The 22,636-nt window shown below is 69.3% G+C and carries 24 protein-coding genes; 12 read left to right on the top strand and 12 right to left on the bottom strand.

Annotated elements, in window-relative coordinates; all coding sequences use genetic code 11:
* Positions 1 to 51: 51 nt before the first annotated feature.
* From NL115_RS03440 to NL115_RS03460, 5 genes are all read right to left on the bottom strand, one after another.
* Positions 52 to 738 carry a haloacid dehalogenase type II gene (locus NL115_RS03440; protein WP_254831814.1) on the bottom strand — a complete coding sequence of 229 codons (687 nt, stop codon included), beginning with the start codon at positions 736 to 738 and terminating at the stop codon, positions 52 to 54.
* A gap of 55 nt (positions 739 to 793) precedes the next feature.
* Entirely contained in the window at positions 794 to 1,063 is a 270-nt protein-coding gene (locus NL115_RS03445) for a hypothetical protein (RefSeq protein ID WP_254831815.1), read from the bottom strand.
* 139 nt (positions 1,064 to 1,202) lie between these two features.
* The gene (locus tag NL115_RS03450; RefSeq protein WP_254831816.1) at positions 1,203 to 2,663 is read right to left on the bottom strand and encodes a cytochrome P450; all 1,461 of its coding nucleotides are present in this window, start codon (positions 2,661 to 2,663) and stop codon (positions 1,203 to 1,205) included.
* Between the two features lie 103 nt (positions 2,664 to 2,766).
* A complete protein-coding gene (locus NL115_RS03455; RefSeq protein WP_254831817.1) occupies positions 2,767 to 3,078 on the bottom strand; it encodes a hypothetical protein in 312 nt (103 codons plus the stop codon).
* Positions 3,071 to 4,066 (bottom strand): winged helix-turn-helix domain-containing protein, encoded by a 996-nt coding sequence (locus tag NL115_RS03460; RefSeq protein WP_254831818.1) that lies wholly within the window; start codon positions 4,064 to 4,066, stop codon positions 3,071 to 3,073. Before NL115_RS03460 ends, NL115_RS03455 begins: the two co-directional genes overlap by 8 nt.
* 110 nt (positions 4,067 to 4,176) lie before the next feature.
* Here NL115_RS03460 and NL115_RS03465 point away from each other — a divergent pair, with 110 nt between their 5' ends.
* The 7 genes from NL115_RS03465 (at position 4,177) to NL115_RS03495 (ending at position 10,289) form a co-directional block, all read left to right on the top strand.
* Entirely contained in the window at positions 4,177 to 5,139 is a 963-nt protein-coding gene (locus NL115_RS03465) for an ABC transporter substrate-binding protein (protein ID WP_254831819.1), read from the top strand.
* A gap of 63 nt (positions 5,140 to 5,202) precedes the next feature.
* Complete coding sequence (locus NL115_RS03470; RefSeq protein WP_254831820.1) at positions 5,203 to 7,056, top strand: sensor histidine kinase; 1,854 nt, start codon at positions 5,203 to 5,205, stop codon at positions 7,054 to 7,056.
* A gap of 154 nt (positions 7,057 to 7,210) precedes the next feature.
* Complete coding sequence (locus NL115_RS03475; protein ID WP_254831821.1) at positions 7,211 to 8,440, top strand: translation initiation factor IF-2 subunit gamma; 1,230 nt, start codon at positions 7,211 to 7,213, stop codon at positions 8,438 to 8,440.
* A gap of 1 nt (position 8,441) precedes the next feature.
* Positions 8,442 to 8,837, top strand: coding sequence for a type II toxin-antitoxin system VapC family toxin (locus NL115_RS03480; RefSeq protein WP_254831822.1), 396 nt, complete (start codon positions 8,442 to 8,444; stop codon positions 8,835 to 8,837).
* A gap of 61 nt (positions 8,838 to 8,898) precedes the next feature.
* Entirely contained in the window at positions 8,899 to 9,474 is a 576-nt protein-coding gene (locus NL115_RS03485; protein ID WP_254831823.1) for a DNA-directed RNA polymerase, read from the top strand.
* Complete coding sequence (gene spt4, locus NL115_RS03490) at positions 9,475 to 9,672, top strand: transcription elongation factor subunit Spt4 (protein ID WP_254831824.1); 198 nt, start codon at positions 9,475 to 9,477, stop codon at positions 9,670 to 9,672.
* Between the two features lie 86 nt (positions 9,673 to 9,758).
* A complete protein-coding gene (locus NL115_RS03495) occupies positions 9,759 to 10,289 on the top strand; it encodes a GTP-dependent dephospho-CoA kinase family protein (protein WP_254833144.1) in 531 nt (176 codons plus the stop codon).
* Between the two features lie 51 nt (positions 10,290 to 10,340).
* Here NL115_RS03495 and NL115_RS03500 read toward each other — a convergent pair whose 3' ends face one another.
* Positions 10,341 to 10,931, bottom strand: coding sequence for a response regulator transcription factor (locus tag NL115_RS03500; RefSeq protein ID WP_254831825.1), 591 nt, complete (start codon positions 10,929 to 10,931; stop codon positions 10,341 to 10,343).
* Positions 10,932 to 11,067: 136 nt separating this feature from the next.
* Here NL115_RS03500 and NL115_RS03505 point away from each other — a divergent pair, with 136 nt between their 5' ends.
* Positions 11,068 to 11,415: a DUF7991 family protein gene (locus NL115_RS03505; protein ID WP_254831826.1), complete on the top strand. Its 348-nt coding sequence runs from the start codon at positions 11,068 to 11,070 to the stop codon at positions 11,413 to 11,415.
* A 613-nt stretch (positions 11,416 to 12,028) separates the two neighbouring features.
* On the opposite strand, the gene NL115_RS03510 is transcribed toward NL115_RS03505, so the two are convergent.
* A complete protein-coding gene (locus tag NL115_RS03510) occupies positions 12,029 to 12,553 on the bottom strand; it encodes a nicotinamide-nucleotide adenylyltransferase (protein WP_254831827.1) in 525 nt (174 codons plus the stop codon).
* A 245-nt stretch (positions 12,554 to 12,798) separates the two neighbouring features.
* Here NL115_RS03510 and lonB point away from each other — a divergent pair, with 245 nt between their 5' ends.
* Positions 12,799 to 14,907, top strand: coding sequence for an ATP-dependent protease LonB (gene lonB, locus NL115_RS03515; RefSeq protein WP_254831828.1), 2,109 nt, complete (start codon positions 12,799 to 12,801; stop codon positions 14,905 to 14,907).
* A 1-nt stretch (position 14,908) separates the two neighbouring features.
* The gene (locus tag NL115_RS03520) at positions 14,909 to 15,727 is read left to right on the top strand and encodes a CPBP family intramembrane glutamic endopeptidase (protein ID WP_254831829.1); all 819 of its coding nucleotides are present in this window, start codon (positions 14,909 to 14,911) and stop codon (positions 15,725 to 15,727) included.
* A gap of 13 nt (positions 15,728 to 15,740) precedes the next feature.
* Here NL115_RS03520 and NL115_RS03525 read toward each other — a convergent pair whose 3' ends face one another.
* The 5 genes from NL115_RS03525 to NL115_RS03545 form a co-directional block, all read right to left on the bottom strand.
* Positions 15,741 to 16,223 carry an MGMT family protein gene (locus tag NL115_RS03525; RefSeq protein WP_254833145.1) on the bottom strand — a complete coding sequence of 161 codons (483 nt, stop codon included), beginning with the start codon at positions 16,221 to 16,223 and terminating at the stop codon, positions 15,741 to 15,743.
* A 128-nt stretch (positions 16,224 to 16,351) separates the two neighbouring features.
* Complete coding sequence (locus NL115_RS03530; RefSeq protein ID WP_254831830.1) at positions 16,352 to 17,467, bottom strand: putative sulfate/molybdate transporter; 1,116 nt, start codon at positions 17,465 to 17,467, stop codon at positions 16,352 to 16,354.
* A 93-nt stretch (positions 17,468 to 17,560) separates the two neighbouring features.
* Positions 17,561 to 18,439, bottom strand: a complete 879-nt coding sequence (locus NL115_RS03535; protein ID WP_254831831.1) for an ATP-binding cassette domain-containing protein — start codon at positions 18,437 to 18,439, stop codon at positions 17,561 to 17,563.
* On the bottom strand, positions 18,436 to 19,173 hold the full coding sequence (locus NL115_RS03540) for an ABC transporter permease (RefSeq protein ID WP_254831832.1): 738 nt from the start codon (positions 19,171 to 19,173) through the stop codon (positions 18,436 to 18,438). The genes NL115_RS03535 and NL115_RS03540 overlap by 4 nt, the downstream gene beginning before the upstream one ends.
* Before the next feature lie 18 nt (positions 19,174 to 19,191).
* Positions 19,192 to 20,136, bottom strand: coding sequence for an ABC transporter substrate-binding protein (locus NL115_RS03545; RefSeq protein WP_350355338.1), 945 nt, complete (start codon positions 20,134 to 20,136; stop codon positions 19,192 to 19,194).
* A gap of 187 nt (positions 20,137 to 20,323) precedes the next feature.
* On the opposite strand from NL115_RS03545, the gene NL115_RS03550 reads away from it, so the two are divergent.
* Both NL115_RS03550 and NL115_RS03555 read left to right on the top strand, forming a co-directional pair.
* Positions 20,324 to 21,028 carry a TOBE domain-containing protein gene (locus NL115_RS03550; protein ID WP_254831834.1) on the top strand — a complete coding sequence of 235 codons (705 nt, stop codon included), beginning with the start codon at positions 20,324 to 20,326 and terminating at the stop codon, positions 21,026 to 21,028.
* 214 nt (positions 21,029 to 21,242) lie between these two features.
* A complete protein-coding gene (locus NL115_RS03555; protein ID WP_254831835.1) occupies positions 21,243 to 22,625 on the top strand; it encodes an ATP-binding protein in 1,383 nt (460 codons plus the stop codon).
* Positions 22,626 to 22,636 lie beyond the last annotated feature (11 nt).

The raw sequence follows: 22,636 nt of genomic DNA on the forward strand, positions 1-22,636 counted from the left end.
GCCGTCCGGCACTCGTAGCGGCGAGGAAAAGGTTGCGGCCTCGGCGCGGCCTCAGACGCCGAGTTCCGCAGCCAGCGCGTGGAAGTCGTCGACCGTCAAATCCGGGTCACCGGCGAAGTCGTCCCACGGCTCGCCGCCGCGGGCGACCCGCACGGCCTGCATCCCGGCGTTCATCGCGCCGTACACGTCGAAGAAGGGGCCACAGACGTGTGCGATGCGGTCGATGGGGGTCCCGGTTCGGGCGGCGGCGTGGCGGTAGATTTCAGCGTCGGGCTTGAAGCTCTCGACCTCGTCGGCGCTGATGGTATCCTCGATGACGTCGCCGATATCCGCCGCCTCGACCATCGAATCGAGCATATCCGGGTTCCCGTTGGAGACGACGTAGCAGTCGTAGTCGGCGGCGAGTGCGGCGATGCCGTCGGCCACGTCGTCGAACACGTCGAGGCCGTGGTAGGTCTCGAGGACGGCCTCGCGCTCGGCGGCATCGGTCTCGACGCCGTGGGCGGCGAGCGCGTGGGTCAGCGCGGCCCGGTTCAGCTCGTAGAACGGCTGGTAGGCGTCGATGGCGTTCGCGACCATCGTGTACAGCAGCGAGCGCGAGCGCCAGTGGTTCGAGACAGGTTCGGGGTCGGTCACGCCGTCGACGTTCGCGAGCGCCGCCTCGACGGCGGCCACGTCGACGAGGGTGCCGTACGAGTCGAAGGTCAGCGTCTCCACACGGTCGGGGTCGAAAGGCATGGCTGGGCCGTCGACCGGCGCCGAGTTAGTTCTCCGGGGCACGGAGGACCCGCGCTCACCGTGCCTGTCGGTGCTCCATCGCCGTGACCACGCCGCGGACGGCGACCCACGGCAGCAGGACCGGCACCGTGAACAGGGCCACCGCAGCAACGCCCGCACCGAGCGGGCCGGTTGCGGCGGCCACGCCGACGGCGAACAGCGCGCCGACCAGCGCCAGCGGTGCCAGGACCGCGAGCGCCAGCGCCGTCAGGAGGGCGCGGCTCCGGTGGTGGTTGCCGCTCGATACCGTCGTCGTGCCGGGGGTGGAGGGGTGTTCGGTTCGCATCTGTCTTCACTCGTACCCAGGACCCGGACGACCATAATGGTAATCTGAATTACATTTCTGTATGCGAGTTTACTGGACCCTCCTTCTGTAACCAATCGGAGAGGAACCGGGCGGCGCAAGCAGGAAGACCAGCGGGGCGTCAGCGCTCGGTGACGAGGAACTCCTGGCCCTCCTTCATCCGGAGCGTCATCTGTGGCGAGAGCGGCGGGCCGTCGTGGTCGCCCTCCTCGCCGAGGTAGTAGAGTTCGTAGTTCCGTCCGATGGTGGCCAGCGAGAGTTTGGCCTCGAGCAGCGCGAACTGGCGGCCGATGCAGATGCGTGGGCCACCGCCGAACGGCGCGTAGGCGAAGTCGTGGAGGTTCTGCCGGAACTCGTCGGTCCACCGGTCCGGGTCGAACTCCTCGGGCTCGTCGAAGAACCGCGGGTCGCGCTGGATACGGCGGATGAGGACGCCGATGCGCTCGCCCTCGGGGACGCGGTAGCCGTCGAACTGCACGTCCTGGTCGGCGACACGAGGGAGCGCGTAGACGGGCGGGAACAGGCGGAGCGTCTCGGTGACTACCTTGTCGGTGAACTCCAGCCGCCCCTCCTCGATGTCCTCGGCCGTGGGCGGACCGTCCAGCGCGTCCACCTCCGCGTGGAACCGCTCGCGGATGTCGGGGTGCTCGGCGAGCGCCCAGAGCGCGAACGTCAGGGAGGTGGTGGTGGTGTCGTGGCCGGCGAAGATGATGGTGACCATCTGGTCGCGGAGGTCCTCGTCGGTGAACATCCCCGAGTCGGCCATGCCGGACTCCCGGAGGCCGACGAGGAGGCTCATCAGGTCGTCGGCCTCCCCCGGGTCCGCAGGCGGGTTCCGGGCGGCCTCGTCGAGCAGTCGGTCGGCCTCCTTCTGGAGTGTCTTCTTGCCCTGCCTGAACCGTCGGCGGGCGGGCGTCGGCATCCAGCGCGGGAGCGGGTAGGAGGTAGGCAGGAACCAGTCGTGCAGCGCCTCGGCACCCTCGCGGATGTTCTCATCGCCGTCGAGTGCCAGTTCACGCCCCAGGATGGCCGCGAACAGCACGTCCAGCGTCAGGTCGGTCATCTCCGACTGGAGGTCGAGTTGCTGGCCACCCTCCCAGCGACCGACGCGGCGCTGTACCTGCTCGACCATCGTCTCGGCGTGACCCATCACGCTCTCGCGGACGAACAGCGGTTGCAGGGTCTTGCGCTGCTGGGCCCACTCTTCGCCCTCGACGGTCAGCAGGCCGTCGCCGAACGCGATGCCGAAGTCGTCGGACTTGCGGAACTTCTCGCGGTCGGTCAGCATGACACGCTTCATGTGGTCGGGGTGGGTGACCTGCGTCAGGTCACCGAGACCGGGGAGCCAGACGCGGTAGACGTCACGGACAGCCGCGGCCCGGTCGCTGAACCCGATGGGGTCCTGCACCTGTCGGAGGGCATGCAGCTTCGGATTCCCGAGGTTCGGCGGGTAGGGCGCCAGCGGCAGGTCCGATACCTCCTCGTCGGCCGCCGCTCCTGCCGAGTCGTCCTCCTCGTCGCGGACTCCTCCCGACCCGACGGTGTCGATGCTGCCGCCAGTCGGCCCGGTGTCTGAACTCATAGCCGGCGGTTGGGTGGTGTGTGTTGATAAGTCTCGTGCCCCGGATACGGGCGGGGGTCTTATGTCGGGGGCCGATGCGTCCGGAGCGACCGGGACGGCGGCGTCAACCGAGCCGGGTGTAGACGGCGGTCCCGACCCGCATCGCCACCAGCGGGACGAACGCGAGTTGCGCCATCAGCAGCGTCCACGCCGCGACGACGACCGGAACGCTCTGCCCGTGGGAGACGGTGACGCCGATAGCCAGGCCGGCGACGGCCACCACGAGCAGGGCGACGAGCAGGACACAGCCCAGGACGAGCAGGTCGACGAGGAGCGCCCGGATGCGCGAGCGCGCCGCCTGCCGGCGCTCCCGCCCCGCGATGTCGACCGCCAGCGAGCGGGTGGCCGTCGACAGCCACCGTCGGAGGTCACGCATCCTGCGTCCCGAGCGGCTCCTCGGTGTCGCCGGCATCGGTCGGGGCCGCCGACTCCGTCGCCGCGTCGCTCGTCCGTGCCCGTCGCTCGGTGTGCTGGACGGCGATGTCGCCGTCGACGGTGACCCGGAGCTCCTCGTCGCCCAGCGGCACCGTCACCCGGAGCCGCCACGGCTCCCGGGAGAGGACCTCCAGGTAGCGGTCGCTGATGCACCACTCCAGCGTCCAGAAGCGGACCGTGTTCAGGTCGATACCGTGGTCCCGGTAGAAGGAGACGACCTCGGCGTCGTCCAGGAGCGTCAGCCCGACGGAGGAGACGATGTGGTTGTTGCACCGCTCGCACTCGTGGATGACGAACAGGTCCTGCTCGGCGATGGGTTTCACCTTGTCGGCGGGCAGCTCGTCGGGCTCGACGAGTTCGGTCGTCACGCGCCCGTTACACTCCGGGCAGACCCCGTCGGCGGTGAGGCAGGCGAGGTGGCGGGCCCGCTGGTTGAACGCCGACAGCACCTCCTCGCGGGACCGGTCCTCCAGCCCTCCGGGTGGGAACGGGTAGGTACCGTGTGGCCGCTCGCACTCCACACACATGATGAGGAACGCTTCGTCGCGGTAGGAGGCCTGCAGACCGCCGCCGCAGGCGACACAGTCGCCCTCGACCGGGAACGGCTCCAGTTCCGGGTCCTGGTTGTACGTCCCTGCCAGCACCGCACGGACGATGGCCTTCCCCGCCTGGCGGAACTCGTAGCCCTCGTCGGTCTTGCGGACGAACTGGCCCCGGAGTTTGTCCAGGTGGTAGTTGAACTGTGCCGAATCGCGCATCCCCACCGCGCGCCGCAGGTCCGAGAACGCCGCGGGCCGGTCGGCCGCCCACAGCGCCTCCAGGATATGTAAGCGTGTCTCGTTCCCGACGATGGCGAAGGCGTCCGCCGGTGGGAGACACTCCTCGCACTGCAGGATGGAGTCCTCGGTCGCGCTGGCCTCGTCGCTCATGGGTGTGCCAAGACGACCCACCCAGTAAAGCGTTCGCTGAAGCCGCTTTATGTAACTATGGCTACATTTCATGGGGTCGGATTTATACCCGATTCGTGACACCTGGTACCATGTCGAAGACACGGCGTGGCTGCCTCGAGCGAGGGGGCGCGCTCGGCCTCGCCCTCGTGGGGGGCCCGCTCGGGGGGTGTATCCATGTCGGCGTCCGTGACCAGCCCCGGACGACGGTCCGTGTCGGCTCGAAACCGTTCGCCGAACAGGAGATCCTCGGCTCCCTTGCCTACGAACGACTCCAGCACGTCGATGGCATTCAGGTCGTCAACGAAATCGGGTACGGTGGTTCGCTGGCGAACTGGGAGGCCGTCGTCGCCGGCACGAAGGACCTCTACTGGGAGTACACCGGAACCGCCTGGAGTCGGCTCCCGCCCCGACACACGGAGCGGATTACGGAGCCGGAGCGGCTCTACGAACTCGTCGCTGCGGACGCCCGGGCGCAGGGCGTCCGGATGGGCGAGCCGGCCCCCTTCTCGAACGAGTGGGTGCTGGTCGCCGACCGGGAGTGGAGCGAGCGGACCGGCGTCACCACCATCGGCGGGCTCGCCGACCATATCGACGACGGCGACACCGACTTCGGTATCGCGCTCAACGAGGACTTCTACCACCGAGAGGACGCCTGGAACGGCGTGGCCGACTACTACGGCATCGACTCGGAGGTGCGGACGAACCTGGAGGCCGGGACGTTCATCGTCACCTCCGCCGGACTCACGTACGAACTGCTGCGGGACGGCCGGGTGCAGGTCGCGAGCGGCTTCGCGACCGACCCCCAGCTCGACCGGCCGTCGGTCGTCGAACTCGACGACGACCGGGACTACTTCCTCCCGTACCAGCCGATGCCCACAGTCCACGCGCCGACCGCCGAGTCCTATCCGGAGATTCTGGAGACGCTGGCACCGATTGCTGCGGCCCTGGACGGGTCGACTATCCGCCGCCTCAATCGGCGGGTACTCGTCGAGGACCACCAACCGGGCACTGTCGCCCGGTCGTACCTGGAACAGCTCGGTGAGGCCACATGACCCGTTCCGTGACGTCCGGGCCGTGTCGCTCGATACGGCCCACTGCGGTACCGGAGCGAAGCGATGAGTAGCGACCGCCCCTCGATACCCGGCGTTCGGCGGGTCGCCAGTGTCGTCCGGACCTCGTACCGCCGGAAGCTTGCCGCAGCACTGCTGGTGGTGCTCCTCATCGGCGGCACGGCCGCCGTCGGCCTGTACCTCCAGGTTGGCGCCCTGCTGGGGGAGAACGTCGAGCGGTCCATGACCGCCGCCACGAACGCCGAGGCCGGCGAGCTCACCGAGTGGAGCAGTCAGAACCGGCTGGCCGCACGGGTCCTCTCGGAGCATCCCGTCTACGCGACCGGAAACCAGACCAAGGTCCGTGACTACCTCCAGCAACGGGTATCGGGCCGCGAGGAGTCGCATCTCGTCGGTGCGTACGTCCTCGACCGGCGGGACCTCGTCGTCGAGACGAGCGCTGCGCCGGCGCTGGAGGGGACGCCGGTTGCCGACCTGCCGTGGCAGGAACGATTTGCGTTCCAGAGCTTCGACGATGTCCGCATCACGCGCCCCCACCAGTCCCGGGACGGGACGACGGTCGTCGGGTTCATCACGCCCATCCGTCAGGCACCGGGCCACCTGCTGGTCGTCACCGTCGACGCCACGAGCATCTTCGACCGGTTCGAGCACCCGGTCGCGGGCGGGTTCACGCGCGTCGTCGACTCAAACGGAACCGTCGTGTTCGCCGACAACCGCTCGGCGATGCTCCACCAGTACACCCCTGGACCGCTCCGGGCCCCTGCGGTCAGCAGTGGGCTCCGCGGTGAATCGGGGTTCGTGGACGCCCCGCAGTACGAACAGTCGGCCACGGGGGAGTACGTCGTCGCCTACGCCCCGGTCGAGGGCACCGACTGGGTCGTCCTCGAGCACGCCCCGGTCAGCGAGGCCTACGCCATCACCAGACAGGTCGGGATGTGGATCGGCATCATCTTCAGCATCGTACTGGTCGGGCTGTTCGGCGTGGTGAGCTGGCTGGGGCGGGACGTGAACAGCGCGCTGGCCGCAGTCTCCGGGCGAGCGGAGCGGATCGAACGGGGCGAGTACGACGTGGCCTTCGACACCGACCGGCCCGACGAGTTCGGTGACCTCAACCGGACCCTCGAACGGATGGGCGACACCCTCCGGGAGCGGATCGAGGAGATCGAGGAGACGAAGAAGGCACTCGAGGCCACCAACGTGGCGCTCGAGACCCGCTCGACGATGGTGAGCGTTCTCAATCGCGTCCTCCGGCACAACGTCCGGAACGACGTCAACAACGTCGCCGGGCGAGCGGAGCTCCTGGCCGAGCGCGTCGACGACGAGGCCCTGCGCGAGGAGCTCGAGGTCATCAAGCGGACGGCGCTCGCGCTCGCCACGCTCTCGGAGCGTACAGAGCGCATCCAGCAACTCCTCTCGGAGGACCCCTCCGAGCGGACCACCCTGCGCTTCCCCGACTGCCTGCAGTCGGCGCTCGAGAGCGTCCGGGCCGCCCAGCCGGACGCGACCGTGGCGCTACACGTCCCCGACGGCGCGACGCCGGTCGCGCACGGGACCGCCTCCTTCCCGGTCGCCCTGGCCGACGTCGTCGACCAGATTGCCGCCCACAACGAGGGCCCCGTCCGTATCGACGTCACCGTCTCCCGGGAGCCGTCCGCGGGCGACGTGGGGGACGCGATACTCCTCACCATCGAGGACGACCGCGACGGCCTGCCGGCCCTCGACCTCGAAGCGGTCGGCCAGGGGGTCGAGACCCCGCTCAACCACGCCGAGGGGCTGGCGCTCTGGTGCCTCGAGTGGACCGTCACCCACGGCGACGGTGAGCTCCTCGTCGGCGCCACCGACGCGACGCTCCAGGTCCGGCTCCCGGCGGTCCCCGACGACCCGGACGCGCCGGAGTGAGGCCACGGACCGCGCCGCTGGAACCAGCACCCGGCCACCGCGCGTCCGTCGCTCGTGCGCCGACCCGCGGAGCCGGCGGCGACACTGCCGTTCGGCAGGAGTCCCGGTCCGGTACCCTTATACGCTGCAGGGGATGATACCCGGTATATTACTGATGTCGAACACACACCGACAACCGGAGGTGAACATCGGACTGGTCGGCCACGTCGACCACGGGAAGACGACCCTGGTGCAGGCGCTCTCGGGGGAGTGGACCGACCAGCACTCCGAGGAGATGAAACGCGGCATCTCCATCCGCCTCGGGTACGCTGACGCCACTTTCCGCCGGATTCCGGGCGCCGACTCGCCCGAGTGCTACACGGTGGCAGAGGAGGTCGACGGCGAGGAGACCGACGTCGTCCGGACGGTCTCGTTCGTCGACGCCCCCGGCCACGAGACGCTGATGGCGACGATGCTGTCGGGCGCATCCATCATGGACGGCGCCGTGCTGGTCATCGGCGCGAACGAGCCGGTGCCTCAGGCCCAGACCGAGGAGCACCTGATGGCGCTGGACATCATCGGCATCGACAACATCGTCATCGCACAGAACAAGATCGACCTGGTCCGCGACCGCGAGGCCGCCCTCGAGAACAAGACGCAGATAGAGAACTTCATCGAGGGAACCGTCGCCGAGGGCGCCCCCATCGTCCCCGTCTCCGCCCAACAGGACGTCAACATCGACGTCCTCATCGACGCTATCGAGGAGCAGATTCCGACGCCCGAGCGCGACGCGGACGCGGACGCACGGTTGCAGGTCGCACGCTCGTTCGACATCAACCGCCCCGGCACGGACGCCGGTGGGCTGATGGGCGGTGTGGTCGGCGGGTCGCTCTCGCAGGGTCGCCTCCACGTCGACGACGAGATGGAGATCCGCCCGGGCCGCGAGGTCGAGGAGGGCGGCCAGTCCGAGTACCGGCCGGTCGAGACCACCGTCCGGTCGCTGCAGGCCGGCGGCGAATCCGTCGACGAGGCCACGCCGGGTGGCCTCATCGGCGTCGGCACGGGACTGGACCCCTCGTTCACGAAGGGCGACGCGCTGGCCGGGCAGGTCGCCGGGCCGCCGGGGTCGCTCCCACCGACCCGCGACTCGTTCGTCATGGACGTGGACCTGCTCGACCGCGTCGTCGGCGAGGACGCCGAGGAGATCGAGCCCATCTCGACGGGCGAGCCCCTCATGTTGACCGTCGGGACCGCCACGACCGTCGGCTCCGTCACCAGCGCCCGCGACGAGGAGTGCGAGGTCGCGCTCAAGCGGCCCGTCTGCGCACAGGAGGGGGCCAAGATCGCCATCAATCGCCGTGTCGGCTCGCGCTGGCGACTCATCGGCGTGGGGACGCTGCGATAGGATGACCTCGGTCCTGCTCGACACCAACGCGCTCATGATGCCCGTCGAGTGCGACGTTCGCGTCTTCGAGGAACTCGACCGGGTGCTGGAGGACCCGGAACCGGTCGTTCCCGCCGCGTGCGTCGCCGAGCTGGAGAAGCTCAGCGAGGGGCAAGGCGAGGAGGGCGTCGCCGCGAGCGTCGGCCGCGACCTCGCCGACCGCTGCGAGCAGGTCGCCCACGTCGAGCAGTACGCCGACGACGCCGTCGTCGAAATCGCCACTCGCGACCCCGACGAGGGGACGACCGTCGACTGCGTCGCGACGAACGATGCGGACCTGCGCGACCGCCTGCTGGCCCGCGACGTACCCGTAATCGGTTTACGCGGGCGAAACGAACTCGCGCTCACTCAGCCGTAACGCCGCGACTCTCCCGGTTGCACACGAGAACACGACACCCGGACCACACACGATACAACCAATGTACAAACGCGTTCGACTCAAGGACACCGTCGAGGTGCCACCCGAGCATCTGGCGGATGTCTCCCCCGACCTGGTGAAACGACTCCTGCAGGACAAACTGGAGGGCCGGATGGACGAGGACGTCGGCTCCGTCGTGAGCGTCATCGACATCCACGACATCGGCACCGGCGCCGTCCTCCCCAACCGCCCCGGCGTCTACTACGAGGCCGAGTTCGATGCGCTGACGTTCGACCCCGAGATGCAGGAGGTCGTCGACGGCGAGGTCGTCGAGGTCGTCAACTTCGGCGCCTTCGTCGGTATCGGCCCGGTCGACGGGCTGCTCCACGTCTCGCAGATCGACGACGAGTACCTCGCCTACGACGAGGAGAACCAGCAGCTCGCCTCGCGGGATTCGAGCCGCGTCCTCTCGGTGGGAGACTCCGTGCGGGCACGCATCGTCACCAAGAGCATCGACGAGCGCAACCCGCGCGACTCGAAGATCGGCCTGACGGCCAAGCAGCCCGGACTGGGCAAGCACGAGTGGCTCGAGCAGGACCGCAAGCGCCGGGCCCAGCAGGGCCAGGCGGGTGATTAGATGGCCGACCGACTCGTCTGCCGCGAGTGCCACCGCGTCCTCGAGACGGACGATGGGGAGCAGTGTCCCGCCTGCGGTTCGACCTCCGTCACGGAGGACTGGGCCGGCTACGTCATCATCGCTCACCCCGAGGAGTCACAGATCGCCGAAGAGATGGGCGTGACCGAGCCGGGCAAGTACGCCCTCAAGGTCCGATAATGGCCGACGGCGGGGATGCGAACGGCGCCACCGGCGACTCCCCGGACCCCGGCCAGCCCCGGGTCGTCCTCTCGCTGCCCGACTCGATGCGTGGCGAGCTGAAGGACCCACTCGGCCCCATCTACACCGACGCCGACGAACTGCTGGGCCAGTCGGGAAGCCCGCTCATCGCTGTCGGGGACATCGTCACCTACCACCTCCTGCTGGGCCACACCCGGCCGGCCGTCGCGCTGGTCGACGGGAAGACGAAGCGAGAAGCCGTCACCGCGGAGGTCCGGGACGCCATCGATACGGGAGCGTTCGACCACCACGTCCGGGTCCGGAACCCGGCCGGCACCCTGACCGCGGGCCTCCTCGAGGAACTCCGGGCCGCGCTCGACCGCGCGACCGCCGGCGAGGGCCAGTCGACGGTCATCGAGGTGACGGAGGGCGAGGAGGACCTCGCCGCGCTCCCGGCGCTCGCCGTGGCGCCGGACGACGCGGGTGTCGTCTACGGCCAGCCCGACGAGGGGATGGTTCTGGCGACCGTGGACGACGAGGCCCGGGAGGGGGTCTGGGACCTCCTCGAACGGATGGACGGCGATATCGAGCGGGTCCGGGACCTGCTCGGGGCGTGAGTTCGTCGCATCCGGGACGCTCGAACCGTCTCTGACACCGCCGAGAACCAGTCACCTGTCGGTCTCGTAGTAGTCCTCCTTCAGCCACGCCAGTCCGGCGCCGGCGTCCTTCGCGGCCGCCTCGAGCCGGCGCGTCAGCAACTCGAACGCCTCCGAGTCCGAGACACCGGTTGTCTGTCGCGCCGTTCGGAGCACGTCGCGTCGGCGCTCCAGCGAGTGGTACTCGCGGACCGCCTTCCCCGCCTTCCGGAGGTGGAGCATCCGGTCGATGACGTTGAGCACCACGTCCTTCGTGACGGGTTTGGTGATGTAGTCGTCGAACGGGAGGCTGACGATATCCGGCCCAGGGTCCACCGCGGTCACCATGACGACGCGGGCGTCGTAGCCCTGCTCTTTCAGCTCGAGGAGGAACTCGTCACCGCCCATCCGGGGCATCCGCCGGTCGAGGAGAACCACGTCCACGTCCCCGGTGACGACATCCAGCGCCTCCTGGCCGTCGGCGGCGACGAGCGTGGCGTGGCGCTCGCCGACCCAGGTCGAGAGAATCTCGGTCATCGCCGCCTCGTCGTCGACGATGAGGACGGTCGTCTCCGGAGCGGTGGCGCCGGACCTCGGAGAAGAGTCGGTGTTGCTGTCAGACATACGCCGGTTACGGTTCCAATCTACCTTAATTTAGCGGTCAGTTGGCTATACACTATCACTCGTACTCGGCCGGTCCCGTATCGGCCAGCGGCGACGCCGAGGGACTGATACACCCCGGGCCCGTACGTGCGGGCGAATGATCTCTACCGCCGACGTGGTCGGCCTGCTCGTCATCCTCGGGGTGAACTCGGGGGCGGCCGCCCTGCTGACCCGCTTCTTCAGGGTCCGGCTCAACACCCGCTGGGGCGCGGCACTGTACGCCGTCCTGCTGGGAACGCTGGTCCTGACGACCCTCACCATCGTCCTCGGCGGCGTGGGGCTCGGCCCGGACCTGGGCAACCCGGCTGCCGTCATGGGCCTGACGGTGGTCCTCCCGCTGGCGACCGGAATCGCCTTCGACTACTTCTGGATGCCCGCACCCGACGACGTGGACCTGCCCACCGAGTACAGCGGTTCCTCGCGGCGGGACCGCCGGGAGCTATAGGGGACGTAGTTGGAGGGAGGTGTAGTCAATATCTCCCTGGAAGAAACCACCTCGGAAGCCCCTGACCGCTCGACCCGGCCGGGCCTCGCTGCGCTCCTCACGTCGCTCCCTTCGGTCGCTCGTTGCGGTGCTTGCATCGGCCGGGCCGGGTCGAGGCGGCCAGCCCCTTCCATTCCCACCCGAGATTGTCCGTTCCACGGGGCGCACACACCGAGCTAGCATGGTGTGGACGCGACCTCGGACAGCCACAGGGCGGGACTGAAAGGGGCCGCGGGCTCGGCGGGGCCCGGACGACGCAAGCACCGCAGGCCGACCGCAGGGAGGCCGAGGAGCGCAGCGAGGCCCGGCCCCCCGAGCCCGCGGGGGCTTTCAACAGCTCCCTGTCTCAACAGCTCCCTATCGGTGCTGTCAGCAGCAAACTCACCAAGCCAATCCAGTACCTACGCACGACAAGCCTACCGACAGGGTCCCGTACCGCGGCTAACGGCAATGCATGTCTTCGACCCGCCAGATTAGCCGAATATACTCCGAACCTATGTCGAAAACGTCCTGCAACACTATTTTGTAGGTTTTTAGAAGGCAAACAATGCCATAACCACACGATATCCCGCTGTTACTCTTCGGGGTCGTCCGAGTCCGCGACCTGTCGCAGGCGGGCCACGCCGTCACACTCCTCGAGTACGTCGACCACGGGGTCGGGGACGAGCGACTGCCAGTCGCCGCCGTCGATGATGCGCTGGCGGACCTCGGTGCCCTGGAACTCGTCGCGGCGGTACATCTCGGACTGGCGGACCTCGATGCCGGCCTCCTCGAACAGGCGGATGACGAGCGGGTTGTTGGAGTAGGCCACGTCGAAGTTCGGGCTCATCGACTGGACGTGGCTCACCCAGACCGCGTTGCGGTTGAGGTCCTCGATGGGGACCGCGTAGGTGAGGAGATCCATCTCCTGGGTGGCCTTCGTGATCATCATCACCCGTTCGCCGGCGGTGAACGGGTCGTGGGGCGTGTGCGACTGGTCGGCGCTCCCGATGCCGAGGACGAGTTCGTCCACGTCCCGAGCGATGCGCTCGACCATCGCCTGGTGACCCTCGTGGTAGGGCTGGAATCGCCCGATGTAGAACCCTCGACTGGTTGCCATCCTGTCTCCTCGGCCGATTGTGTGGCCCCATTCATAAGCACCCCGGGTCGCCGTCGCATGCGACGACCGCACGCGACCTCGCTCGCTGGCCGGTCCACGGGAAGCGCCGTGGGGCGCCGACAGCGGCTCGCACGGAAACTCGCGAGAGGGCCGCTTCCGCCCGGTTTGCGCGTGTACGGCAGCCACCAGGTGGGAGAAAGTATATCAGTTGAAGGCCCTTCGCTAGCGGTGATAGCAACGGTTCTATGAGCGATGACAACAACGCGGATGAGCACCCCGGTCGCGGGTCCGAGGACGAGGTGCCCGAGGAGGAGCACCCCGACCCGGGCATCCCGCTCGACCGGGAGGAGAGCGAGACCCCGAGCGGGCCGCCGGCGCCCGCGGACGAGTCCGACGAACTGACGGACGGGTCGGACCTCGGGAGCGATGTCACCGTCGAGGCCGGCGCGGAGGTCGAAGCCGACGAGGAGGACGGGCTGCTCGGTGGCCTCCAGATCACCTCGACCGACGACATCGAGGTCCCCGACCGCCTCGTCGACCAGGTCATCGGGCAGGACGACGCCCGCGACATCATCCTGAAGGCGGCCAAGCAGCGCCGCCACGTCATGATGATCGGCTCGCCCGGAACGGGCAAGTCGATGCTCGCGAAGGCGATGTCCCAGCTCCTCCCGAAGGAGGACCTGCAGGACATCCTCGTCTACCACAACCCGGACGACGGCAACGAGCCGAAGGTCCGGACCGTGCCCGCGGGGAAGGGCGAACAGATCGTCGAAGCACACAAGGAGGAGGCCAGGAAGCGCAACCAGATGCGGAGCTTCCTGATGTGGATCATCATCGCCGTCGTGTTCGGCTACTCGCTGCTCATCGCCGGGCAACTCCTGCTCGGCATCCTCGCGGCGGGTGTCATCTACCTCGCGTTCCGCTACTCCTCGCGGGGCAGCGACGCGATGATCCCGAACCTGCTGGTCAACAACGCCGACCAGCAGACCGCGCCGTTCGAGGACGCGACCGGCGCGCACGCCGGCGCACTGCTCGGCGACGTCCGGCACGACCCGTTCCAGTCCGGCGGGATGGAGACCCCCAGCCACGACCGCGTCGAAGCGGGCGCCATCCACAAGTCCAACAAGGGCGTGCTGTTCGTCGACGAGATCAACACCCTGGACATCCGGTCCCAGCAGAAGCTGATGACCGCCATCCAGGAGGGCGAGTTCTCCATCACGGGCCAGTCCGAGCGCTCCTCGGGCGCGATGGTCCAGACCGAGGCCGTCCCCTGTGACTTCGTGATGGTCGCGGCGGGCAACCTCGACGCGATGGAGAACATGCACCCGGCACTGCGCTCCCGCATCAAGGGGTACGGCTACGAGGTGTACATGGACGACACCATCCGTGACACCCCGGAGATGCGCCGGAAGTACGCCCGCTTTATCGCCCAGGAGGTCGAGAAGGACGGCCGGCTCCCCGCGTTCGACGAGGGCGCGATGGAGGAGGTCATCCTCGAGGCCCAGCGGCGTGCCGGGCGGAAGGAGCACCTCACGCTGGAACTGCGGAACCTCGGCGGCCTCGTGCGGGTCGCAGGCGACATCGCTCGCGCCGAGAACGCCGAGTTCACCACCCGCGACCACGTGCTGCAGGCCAAGCGCCGCAGTCGCTCCATCGAGCAGCAGCTCGCCGACGACTACATCGAGCGCCGGAAGGACTACGAGCTCTCCGTCTCGGAGGGCCAGGTCGTCGGGCGCGTCAACGGGCTCGCCGTCATGGGCGAGGACTCCGGTATCGTCATGCCCGTCATGGCGGAGGTCACACCGGCACAGGGTGCCGGTGAGGTCATCGCCACCGGGAACCTGCAGGACATCGCCCAGGAGGCCGTCCAGAACGTCTCGGCCATCATCAAGAAGTTCTCGGACGAGGACATCGGCAAGAAGGACATCCACATCCAGTACGTCATGTCCTACGAGGGCGTGCAGGGTGACTCCGCCAGCGTCACGATGGCCACCGCGGTCATCAGCGCGCTGGAGGACATCCCCGTCGAGCAGGACCTCGCCATGACCGGCTCGCTGTCGGTCCGTGGCGACGTGCTGCCGGTCGGGGGCGTGACCCACAAAATCGAGGCCGCCGCGAAGACGGGCCTCGACCGGGTCATCATCCCCGCGGCCAACGAGCAGGACGTGATGATCGAGGAGGAGTTCAAGGACCAGATCGAGATCATCCCGGTCACGCACATCAGCGAGGTGCTGGAGGTCGCGCTGGCCGGCGAGCCCGAGAAGGACTCGCTTGTCGACCGGCTGAAGAACATCACCGGCTCCGCGCTGGACCGGCAGGTCGGCCGGTCGAGCGGTTCCCCCTCGCCGCAGTAAGGTGCGGTGGGCCGCGTTCGCGGGCGTCGCGGTCGCGGTCACGCTGTTGCTGCTTCTTCTGGCGCGCGCCTCACAGGGAGCCGTCGGTACGCCGCCGGCCACGCCGGGCGAGGTGCGCTGGCTCGACCGGCTGGATGACGGTGCCGACCACCTCGACGCCGGTGATGCCCCGGAGCCCGCGCCCGCGAGTCCGCTCGAGGCGTCGATGGCCAGCTCGTCGTCGATGTCCCCGGTCGTCCTGCTGGTCAACGTCGCGTTCTCGCAGGGGCTGTTCGGACTCCTCCTCCTCGCTGGAGCGTGGTACACCGGCATCCCGGCGAGCGCGTTCGGCGCCGGGAGCGGCGATGTCGGTCTCGACGCGCTCGCGGTCGGCGTAGGCTTCGGCATCGCGCTCTCGCTGGCCAACGGCGTCGCGGGCGCCGCCGCGAGCGCGCTGGGTCGCGACCCCAGCGAGGACCTCCGTGCGCTGCTCGCCCCCGACTCGGCCGGGGGCTGGGTGCTCCTGCTGGGCGTGGTCCTGCCGCTCATCGCGGGCTTCGAGGAGCTCCTCTTCCGGGGGGCACTCGTCGGCGTCATGGCGACGGGCTTTGGCTGGTCGCCCTGGCTCCTCGCACTCGCCTCGTCGGCCGCGTTCGCACTGGGGCACGGCGCACAGGGCCCCGTCGGTATCGTCGTAACGGGCCTACTGGGATTCGTGCTCGCGGCCGGCTACGTCATCACGGGGAGTCTCCTCGTGGTGGTGGTCGCCCACTACCTGGTCAACGCCGTCGAGTTCGTCGCCTACGAGGGGCTCGACCTGGAGCCGCCGTTCGGCGGCTGACGCGGGTTCGCCGCTACAGCCCCTCCAGCGACCGGAGCTTCTGCTCGACCTTCGGTGGCGCGGAACTCGGGCCGTCCCGGACCCGGTGGTCCGGGACGACAATCGGGACGGGGTTCGCGTCCAGCGCCATCCGCACGGTCTGGAGGTCGTCCCCATCGTCGTCATCGAGGCCGGCCAGCCGCGCCAGCCGCTCGACGGAGACGTCCTCGCCGTAGGGGACGTTCCGGAGTGCCTCTAGAACGGTCCGCTGCTCGGTCGGCACCGTCAGCGCGATATCCACGTCCTCGAACTGGTCCTTCTTCCCCTCGAGATAGGCGAAGAGGCGCTTCAACAGCGGGTACTCGTCCTCCGCACCCTCGTTGGGCTCCGCCGGGAAGGAGACGTTGATGAGCTTCTCGCTCGCGACGCCCAGCTGGACGTGGCGGTCGAGGTACGGCGACTCGCGGGCGTAGATGCCCGTCTCGTAGTCCGGGCCGGGTGCGCCGTCGTCGGTCACATCGGCCGCGTCAGCCGAGACGGCCGAGGGGTCGGCGTCCTCGGCGTCCGCGTCGGCTTTCACCGACATGTCGTCCTCGGGGGCGTCTTCGGGGTCGGGCATGGACGGGGCATCGTCCGTCCGGGCAATCAAGCTTCGCCCGCCGTCGTCCGTTCACGGAGTCGATCGTATGCCGCGTGTCCGCCGGCGGCCAGCAGGAAGGCGATGCCGACGTTCGCGAGGAGCGCGGCGGCGCCGGTCCCGACGACCACCGCGCCCTCGGCGGGCGTCTCGACCGATTCGAGCGCCACGCGGCCGAGGTGGACCGCCACGAGGACGAGCAGCACGCCCAGGGCGGCCATCGGGAAGCCGCTCCAGAGGCCGGCGACCAGCGCGGCACCGGCGTAGAGGGCCGCGAGGACGATGTTCGCGCCGGCGGTCCGCGCGCCGAAGGCGTGCTTGCCGGCGAGGCCACCGGAGCCGTGACACATCGGCACCCCGCCCAGCGGCACCGCGAGCAGGTTGGTGACGCCCATGCTCCGGGCGAGGCCGTCGGGCGAGATGTCGCGGCTGTAGAGGTCCTCGACCAGAAGCGCCGTCGCGACGGCGGCGTTACCGACGGTCATGGCGAGCTGGCCGGCGAGGCCGGTCAGCGCGTCCTGCGTGACCATCGGGGTCGGGAACGCCGAGAGCGTGGGAAACGCGACTGTCGGCGTCCCGCCGACGGCGTAGAGCGCCGCGAGCGTGCCCGCGAGTAGCACCGCGGGCGCGGGTGCGCGACGGTCGACGAGCGCGGCGCCGGCGGCGACGGCGACGCCACCGGCTGCCACGACGGGCGCGCCGGCCGCGAGTTCGATGCCCGCGACGAGCAGGAGGAGCGCGACCGCGAACTGCACTCCGCGGACGACCGGGCGCCCGACGAGGCGAGCGATACGGCCGACGAGCCCGGTCGCGCCCGCGACGAGCAGGACGCCGCCGGCGAGGAGGCCGGCAGCGACGAGTTCGCCGTAGCCGAGCGTCCCGGCGATAGCCAGGCCGGCGAGCGCCTTCATCGGCTCGACGGACATCGGCAGGCCGTAGTGGAGACCCCAGACGACCTGGAAGACCGCGAACCCGAGCAACACCAGGCCGAGCGAGGCGTCGGTCAGGGCGCCCAGCGCCACGACGAGCGGGAGGACCGTAATCGAATCCCCCAGCGCGCCGGCGACCTCGCCGCGGTCGAACCGGAGCGCGACCCGCCGTCCGAATACCTCGGCAGTGGCCATTACCGCCCGGTAGCGGCCGCCACCACATGTCCCTTGTCAGGAACCCTACACAGATACGCGGCCGGGGGAGTGTAACCGTGAGCAGTTCCGCGTTCAGTAGACGAGCTCGCCCCGGACGAACGCGCGGGCCCGGTCGTCGTCCGGGTCGTCGAACACTTCCTCGGTCGGGCCCTGTTCGATGACCGTCCCGTCGAGCATGACCGCGCTCCGGTCGGCGACGCGGCGCGCCTGCGCCATATCGTGGGTGGCGAGTACGACGGCGATGCCGCGGTCTCGGGCGTCGGCGACGGCGGTCTCGATGGCGTCGGTGTTCCGGGGGTCGAGGTTGGAAGTGGGCTCGTCCAGCAGCATCACGGCCGGGTCGGTCGCGAGCGCACGGGCGACGGCGACCCGCTGGGCCTCGCCGGCCGAGAGCGAGCGGGCATTCCGGTCGGCCATCCCCCCCAGGCCGACCGTCTCGAGGGCACGGGTCACCCGCTCGGGGGAGTCGGGGGGGGCGACCAGCCCCCGGAGCCAGCGGGCGGCGCGCTCGCGCCACGACCGGCGGACGGTGAGTCCGTACGCGACGTTCCGGGCGACGCTGCCGGTGAACAGCGAGCGGTCCTGGAAGACGAAGGCGATACGGCGGCGGAGCCGCAGGCGCTCCCGGTCGCCGAGCGTCCAGACGTCACGCCCGTCGACGGTGAGCCGTCCCTCGTCCGGCGGATCGAACAGCGCGAGTAGCCGCAGGAGCGTCGTCTTCCCGGTCCCCGAAGGCCCGACCAGCGCGACGACCTCGCCGGGCTCGGCGGCGAGGCTGGTGTCCGAGAGCACGTGCTGCTGGCCGTCGCTCCCCGCGTAGCCGTAGGTCACCCCATCCGCGACGACACGCGTGCCGTCCGCGGCGGGGGACGCGTCGGTCCCAGACGCGTCGGTCGGCTCGGCATCCCGGCGGCCGTGGGCGGCGCCCGTGTCGGGGCCGCTCGCGGTCACGAGTGCTCCCCCCGAGCACGGACCACGTTGCCGACGGCGTTGACCCCGAGCGCGAGCGCCAGCAGGACCACGCCGAGCGCGATGCCGACCTCGTACTGGCCACGGCGGGCCTCGATGGTGATGGCGGTCGTCAGGGTGCGTGTGAGCGAGACGAGCTCGCCCGACTGGTTTCGGATAGCGATGTTGCCGCCGACGATGAGGACGGAGCCGACCTCACTGACGGCACGACCGAACCCCGCGAGGATAGCGGTGATGATACCGTAGCGGGCCTCCCGGAGGACCGCAAGCTGCACGTCGCGGCGGGTCCCCCCGGCGGCGAAAGCGGCGTCCCGGAGCGACTCGTCCACGTCCTCGATGGCCGACAGCGAGACGCTCGTGATGACCGGCACGGCGAGGATGCACTGGGAGACGACCATCGCCTCCTTCGTGAACAGGAGTTCGACACCGCCGAAGCGGAGCGGACCGACGGCGAACCCCCCGCCGACCGGCCCCTGGTTCGACAGGAGCAGGAGGACCGCCAGTCCGACCACGACGCTGGGAAAGCCCATCCCCGTGTTGATGACCGTCTCGACCACACGCTTGCCGCGGAAGTCGACGAAGCCCATCGTCAGCGAGATAGCGAGGCTGATGAGGGTGCTGATGCCGACGGCGACGAGGCTCACCTGCAGCGTGACGAGCACCACGCTGATGAGATAGCGCGTGCCGAACTCGGAGAGCAGTCCTGCTCCTGCCATGCTGTCTGGGCGCCCCGTTCAGTAGTCGTTCGGGACGACAGTGTCTACCCAGTGCTGGTACCGACGCCGCCGTAACTCCTGTGCACTCCCGCCGTAGTCCTGGGGGACGTACTGGTCGAACTGCGGCTCCTCGGCCAGCGCGTTCGGGAAGAACAGCTGCGAGCCGTTCGCGGTGTAGTTCCCGATGGCCTCCTGGCCCGCCGGGCTCGTGAGGAATCCGACGTACGCCATCGCCGCCTGGTAGTTGACGTTGTCGTGGACAGCAGGGTTGACCGGGATGACGCCGTACGGGTTCCGCAGGATGGCCGGGCCGTCCTTGAGCGGCCCCTGAACGTGGATGACGAGGTCGATATCGCTCTTGAGCGAGAGGTAGGTCCCCCGGTCGGCGAGCGTGTAGCCGCCGACCTGGTTGGCCTGGTTCAGCGTATCGCCCATCCCCTTGCCGGTCTCCTGGTACCACGACCCCGTCGGTGAGGCGCTGGACTGGTCCCAGATGGTGAGCTCCTTCTTGTTCGTCCCGGAGTCGTCACCGCGCGAGAGGAACGTCGATTCCGTCTCGGCGATGGTCGCGAACGCCTCCGTCGCGCTCGACATCCCGTTGATGCCGGCGGGGTCGTCCTGCGGGCCGACGATGACGAAGTCGTTGAACATCACGTCGCGGCGGTTGACGCCGAAACCGTCCTTGAGGAACTGGTCCTCGGCGCCCCGCGCGTGGACGAGGATGATGTCGGCGTCGCCGTCACGCGCCGTGCGGATGGCCGCGCCGGTCCCCTGGACCAGCGGCTCCACCTGGATGCCGAACGTCGACTGGAACATCGGGTTCAGTTCGCCCAGCAGCCCCGTGTCGTACGTCGAGGTGGTCGTCGCGAGCGTCAGGGTCCCGTCGCCGACACTGTTCGAGCCACCACCGCCCCCGCCGTCGCCCCCGTCGCCGCCGTCGCCCCCGTCGCCCTGGTTCCCCATCGTACAGCCGGCGAGCGCGAGCGCGCCGCCGACACCGGCGGCCTGCAGCGCCCGCCGTCGCGTCGTCGAGCCCCAGCCCGTCTCGTCGTCAGCCTCAGGTCCCGTGTTCCGTTGTTCCGACATAGATACAACGATGGTGCAGCGGCACCGTCATAATCGTTTTGCCACCGGCTCCCACAGTGTGGATATGGACCCGAACGTGACCCCGGAACTGCGGGCCGGCACGGTGGCGTTCGGTGCCGACGACGCGGCGCTCCTCCGGGCCATCGACGAACACGGGTCGGTGAACGCGGCCGCGAGCGCGCTGGAGCGGTCGCGAGCGCGGGCGACCGGCCGGCTGGACGACCTGGAGGCCGCGTTCGGCTCGCTGGTCGAGCGCACGCGGGGCGGGACGGGCGGTGGCGGCACGGAGCTCACCTCGGAGGCCCGGCGACTGCTCGCCCGGTTCGACCGCCTCGGGACGACGCTCTCGGGGGTCGCCGCGGCCGAGGAGTGCGTGCTGGAGGGTCGGGTCCTCGACCGGGACGGGGAACTGGCCACGGTATCGACCCCGGTCGGCGAGGTACGTGCGCTCGCCCCGGCCGGCGCCGACCGGGTGCAGGTGTCGCTCCGCGCCGACGCCGTGACGCTCCACGCGCCCGACGAGGCCCCACCCGCCGGCGGAACGAGCGCGCGGAACCGGCTGGTTGGGACGGTCAGCACGGTCGAACGCGGCGAGTCGGTCGCACACGTCCGGGTCGCCGTGGAGAGCACGGCCGAGCGCCCCGACGGGACCGTCGAACTCGTCGCGCTGGTCACGCTGGAGAGCGTCGACCGGCTGGGGCTGGCCGAGGGAACGGCGGTCGTCGCGACGTTCAAGGCGACGGCCACGCGGGCGACCAGTACGTCGTAGTGTCCGAGCAGATTCCGAACCATGATGATAACTCGATAAATTGTTCCCCAATCCGAAAATATCAGACGTAATACGGCTACACCGTGCGACGTGGGCGCTCGCCGCGGCCTCGGTGGGGATGAACCCCTCCAGCACGGGAACGACAACCACAGCTCGCCGCGAACGTCGCCAGTCTCGAACGGCTTATGTCCCTTCCTCCCGAACTCTCCCGAGAATGAGCAGTCCTGAACTCGATGTCGTCGAGTTTCTCCTCACCGCAGCGGTCTACACGGAGAACGGTGACCTCGACGAGCGCGACCTGCCACCGCGGTACCGGCGGGTGTTCTGGTCGGAAGGCGAGATCGAACGGCCGCTGGCGACGACGGGGAACACCGCGGCCGCCGCGACCGGCGTCGACCGGCCGTGGGAGGCCGTCTCCGGCCTGATGTTCACCGAGCGCGACGACTTCTCGGGGACCATCGACCTCTCGGACCGGGACATGGCCGAGTCGTGGTACGTCCAGCGCGTCGACACCGAGCGCATCCAGGAGAACCCCACACTGGCCTCGCACTTCGAGGCCGAGATGGACGGAGTCGACTACCGGTCCGCCCGGGAGACGAACCGCCCGGTCCACGCCGACCGCGTCTGGATCGACTCCCTGCTCGACGAGATGTTCGACGAGGACGACGAGGAGATGCTGGACCTCGTCGAGGTCAAAGCGCCCGAGGAGGTCGAGATCACGATGAACGACCTCGTCCTCACGGAGGACCAGGAGGGCGAGATCGAGAAGGTCGTCAAGGCCATCGAGCACCGGGACTACCTCGCGGAGATCGGCCTGCGCGAGATCGGGAAGCTCCTGTTCGTCGGGCCGCCCGGCACCGGCAAGACCAGCGTCGCGCGGGCGCTGGCCCGGGAACTGGAACTCCCGTTCGTCGAGGTCAAACTGTCGATGATAACGAGCCAGTACCTCGGGGAGACGGCCAAGAACGTCGACAAGACGTTCGAGGTGGCAAAGCGGCTCTCGCCCTGTATCCTGTTCATGGACGAGTTCGACTTCGTCGCGAAGACCCGCTCCTCGGACGAACACGCCGCCATCAAGCGCGCGGTCAACACGCTGCTGAAGAGCATCGACGAGGTGAGCCTCATCCAGGACGACGTGCTCCTCATCGGCGCGACGAACCACCCCGACCAGCTCGACGCGGCGGCGTGGCGCCGGTTCGACGAGATCGTCAACTTCCCCAAGCCCGACGCCGGGATGCGTGCGGACATCCTCGATGTCGTCACCCGGCGGATGGATATCGACGACTTCGACCCGCACGAGGTGGCCGAACTCACCGAGGGGCTGACCGGCAGCGACCTCCGGCTCGTCCTCCGCGAGGCCGTGCTGGACGCGCTGACTGAGGAGCGGACCACCCTCACGCAGGCCGACCTCCGGCACGCCGTCGAGGGGTTCGAGGAGCGGGACAACCTCAAGAACATGGACGACTTCGACAACTGGAAGGGGACCCGCTCGGACGAGAGCGAGAACGGCGAAGGGGACTCGCACGACCACGACCACGACCACTCCGACCACGACCACACGCACGAGTCGACCGAGGTCGAACCGCCCTCCGAGTAGGGGATACTGTC

It is taken from the genome of Haloglomus salinum (assembly GCF_024298825.1).
Lineage (GTDB): Archaea > Halobacteriota > Halobacteria > Halobacteriales > Haloarculaceae > Haloglomus > Haloglomus salinum.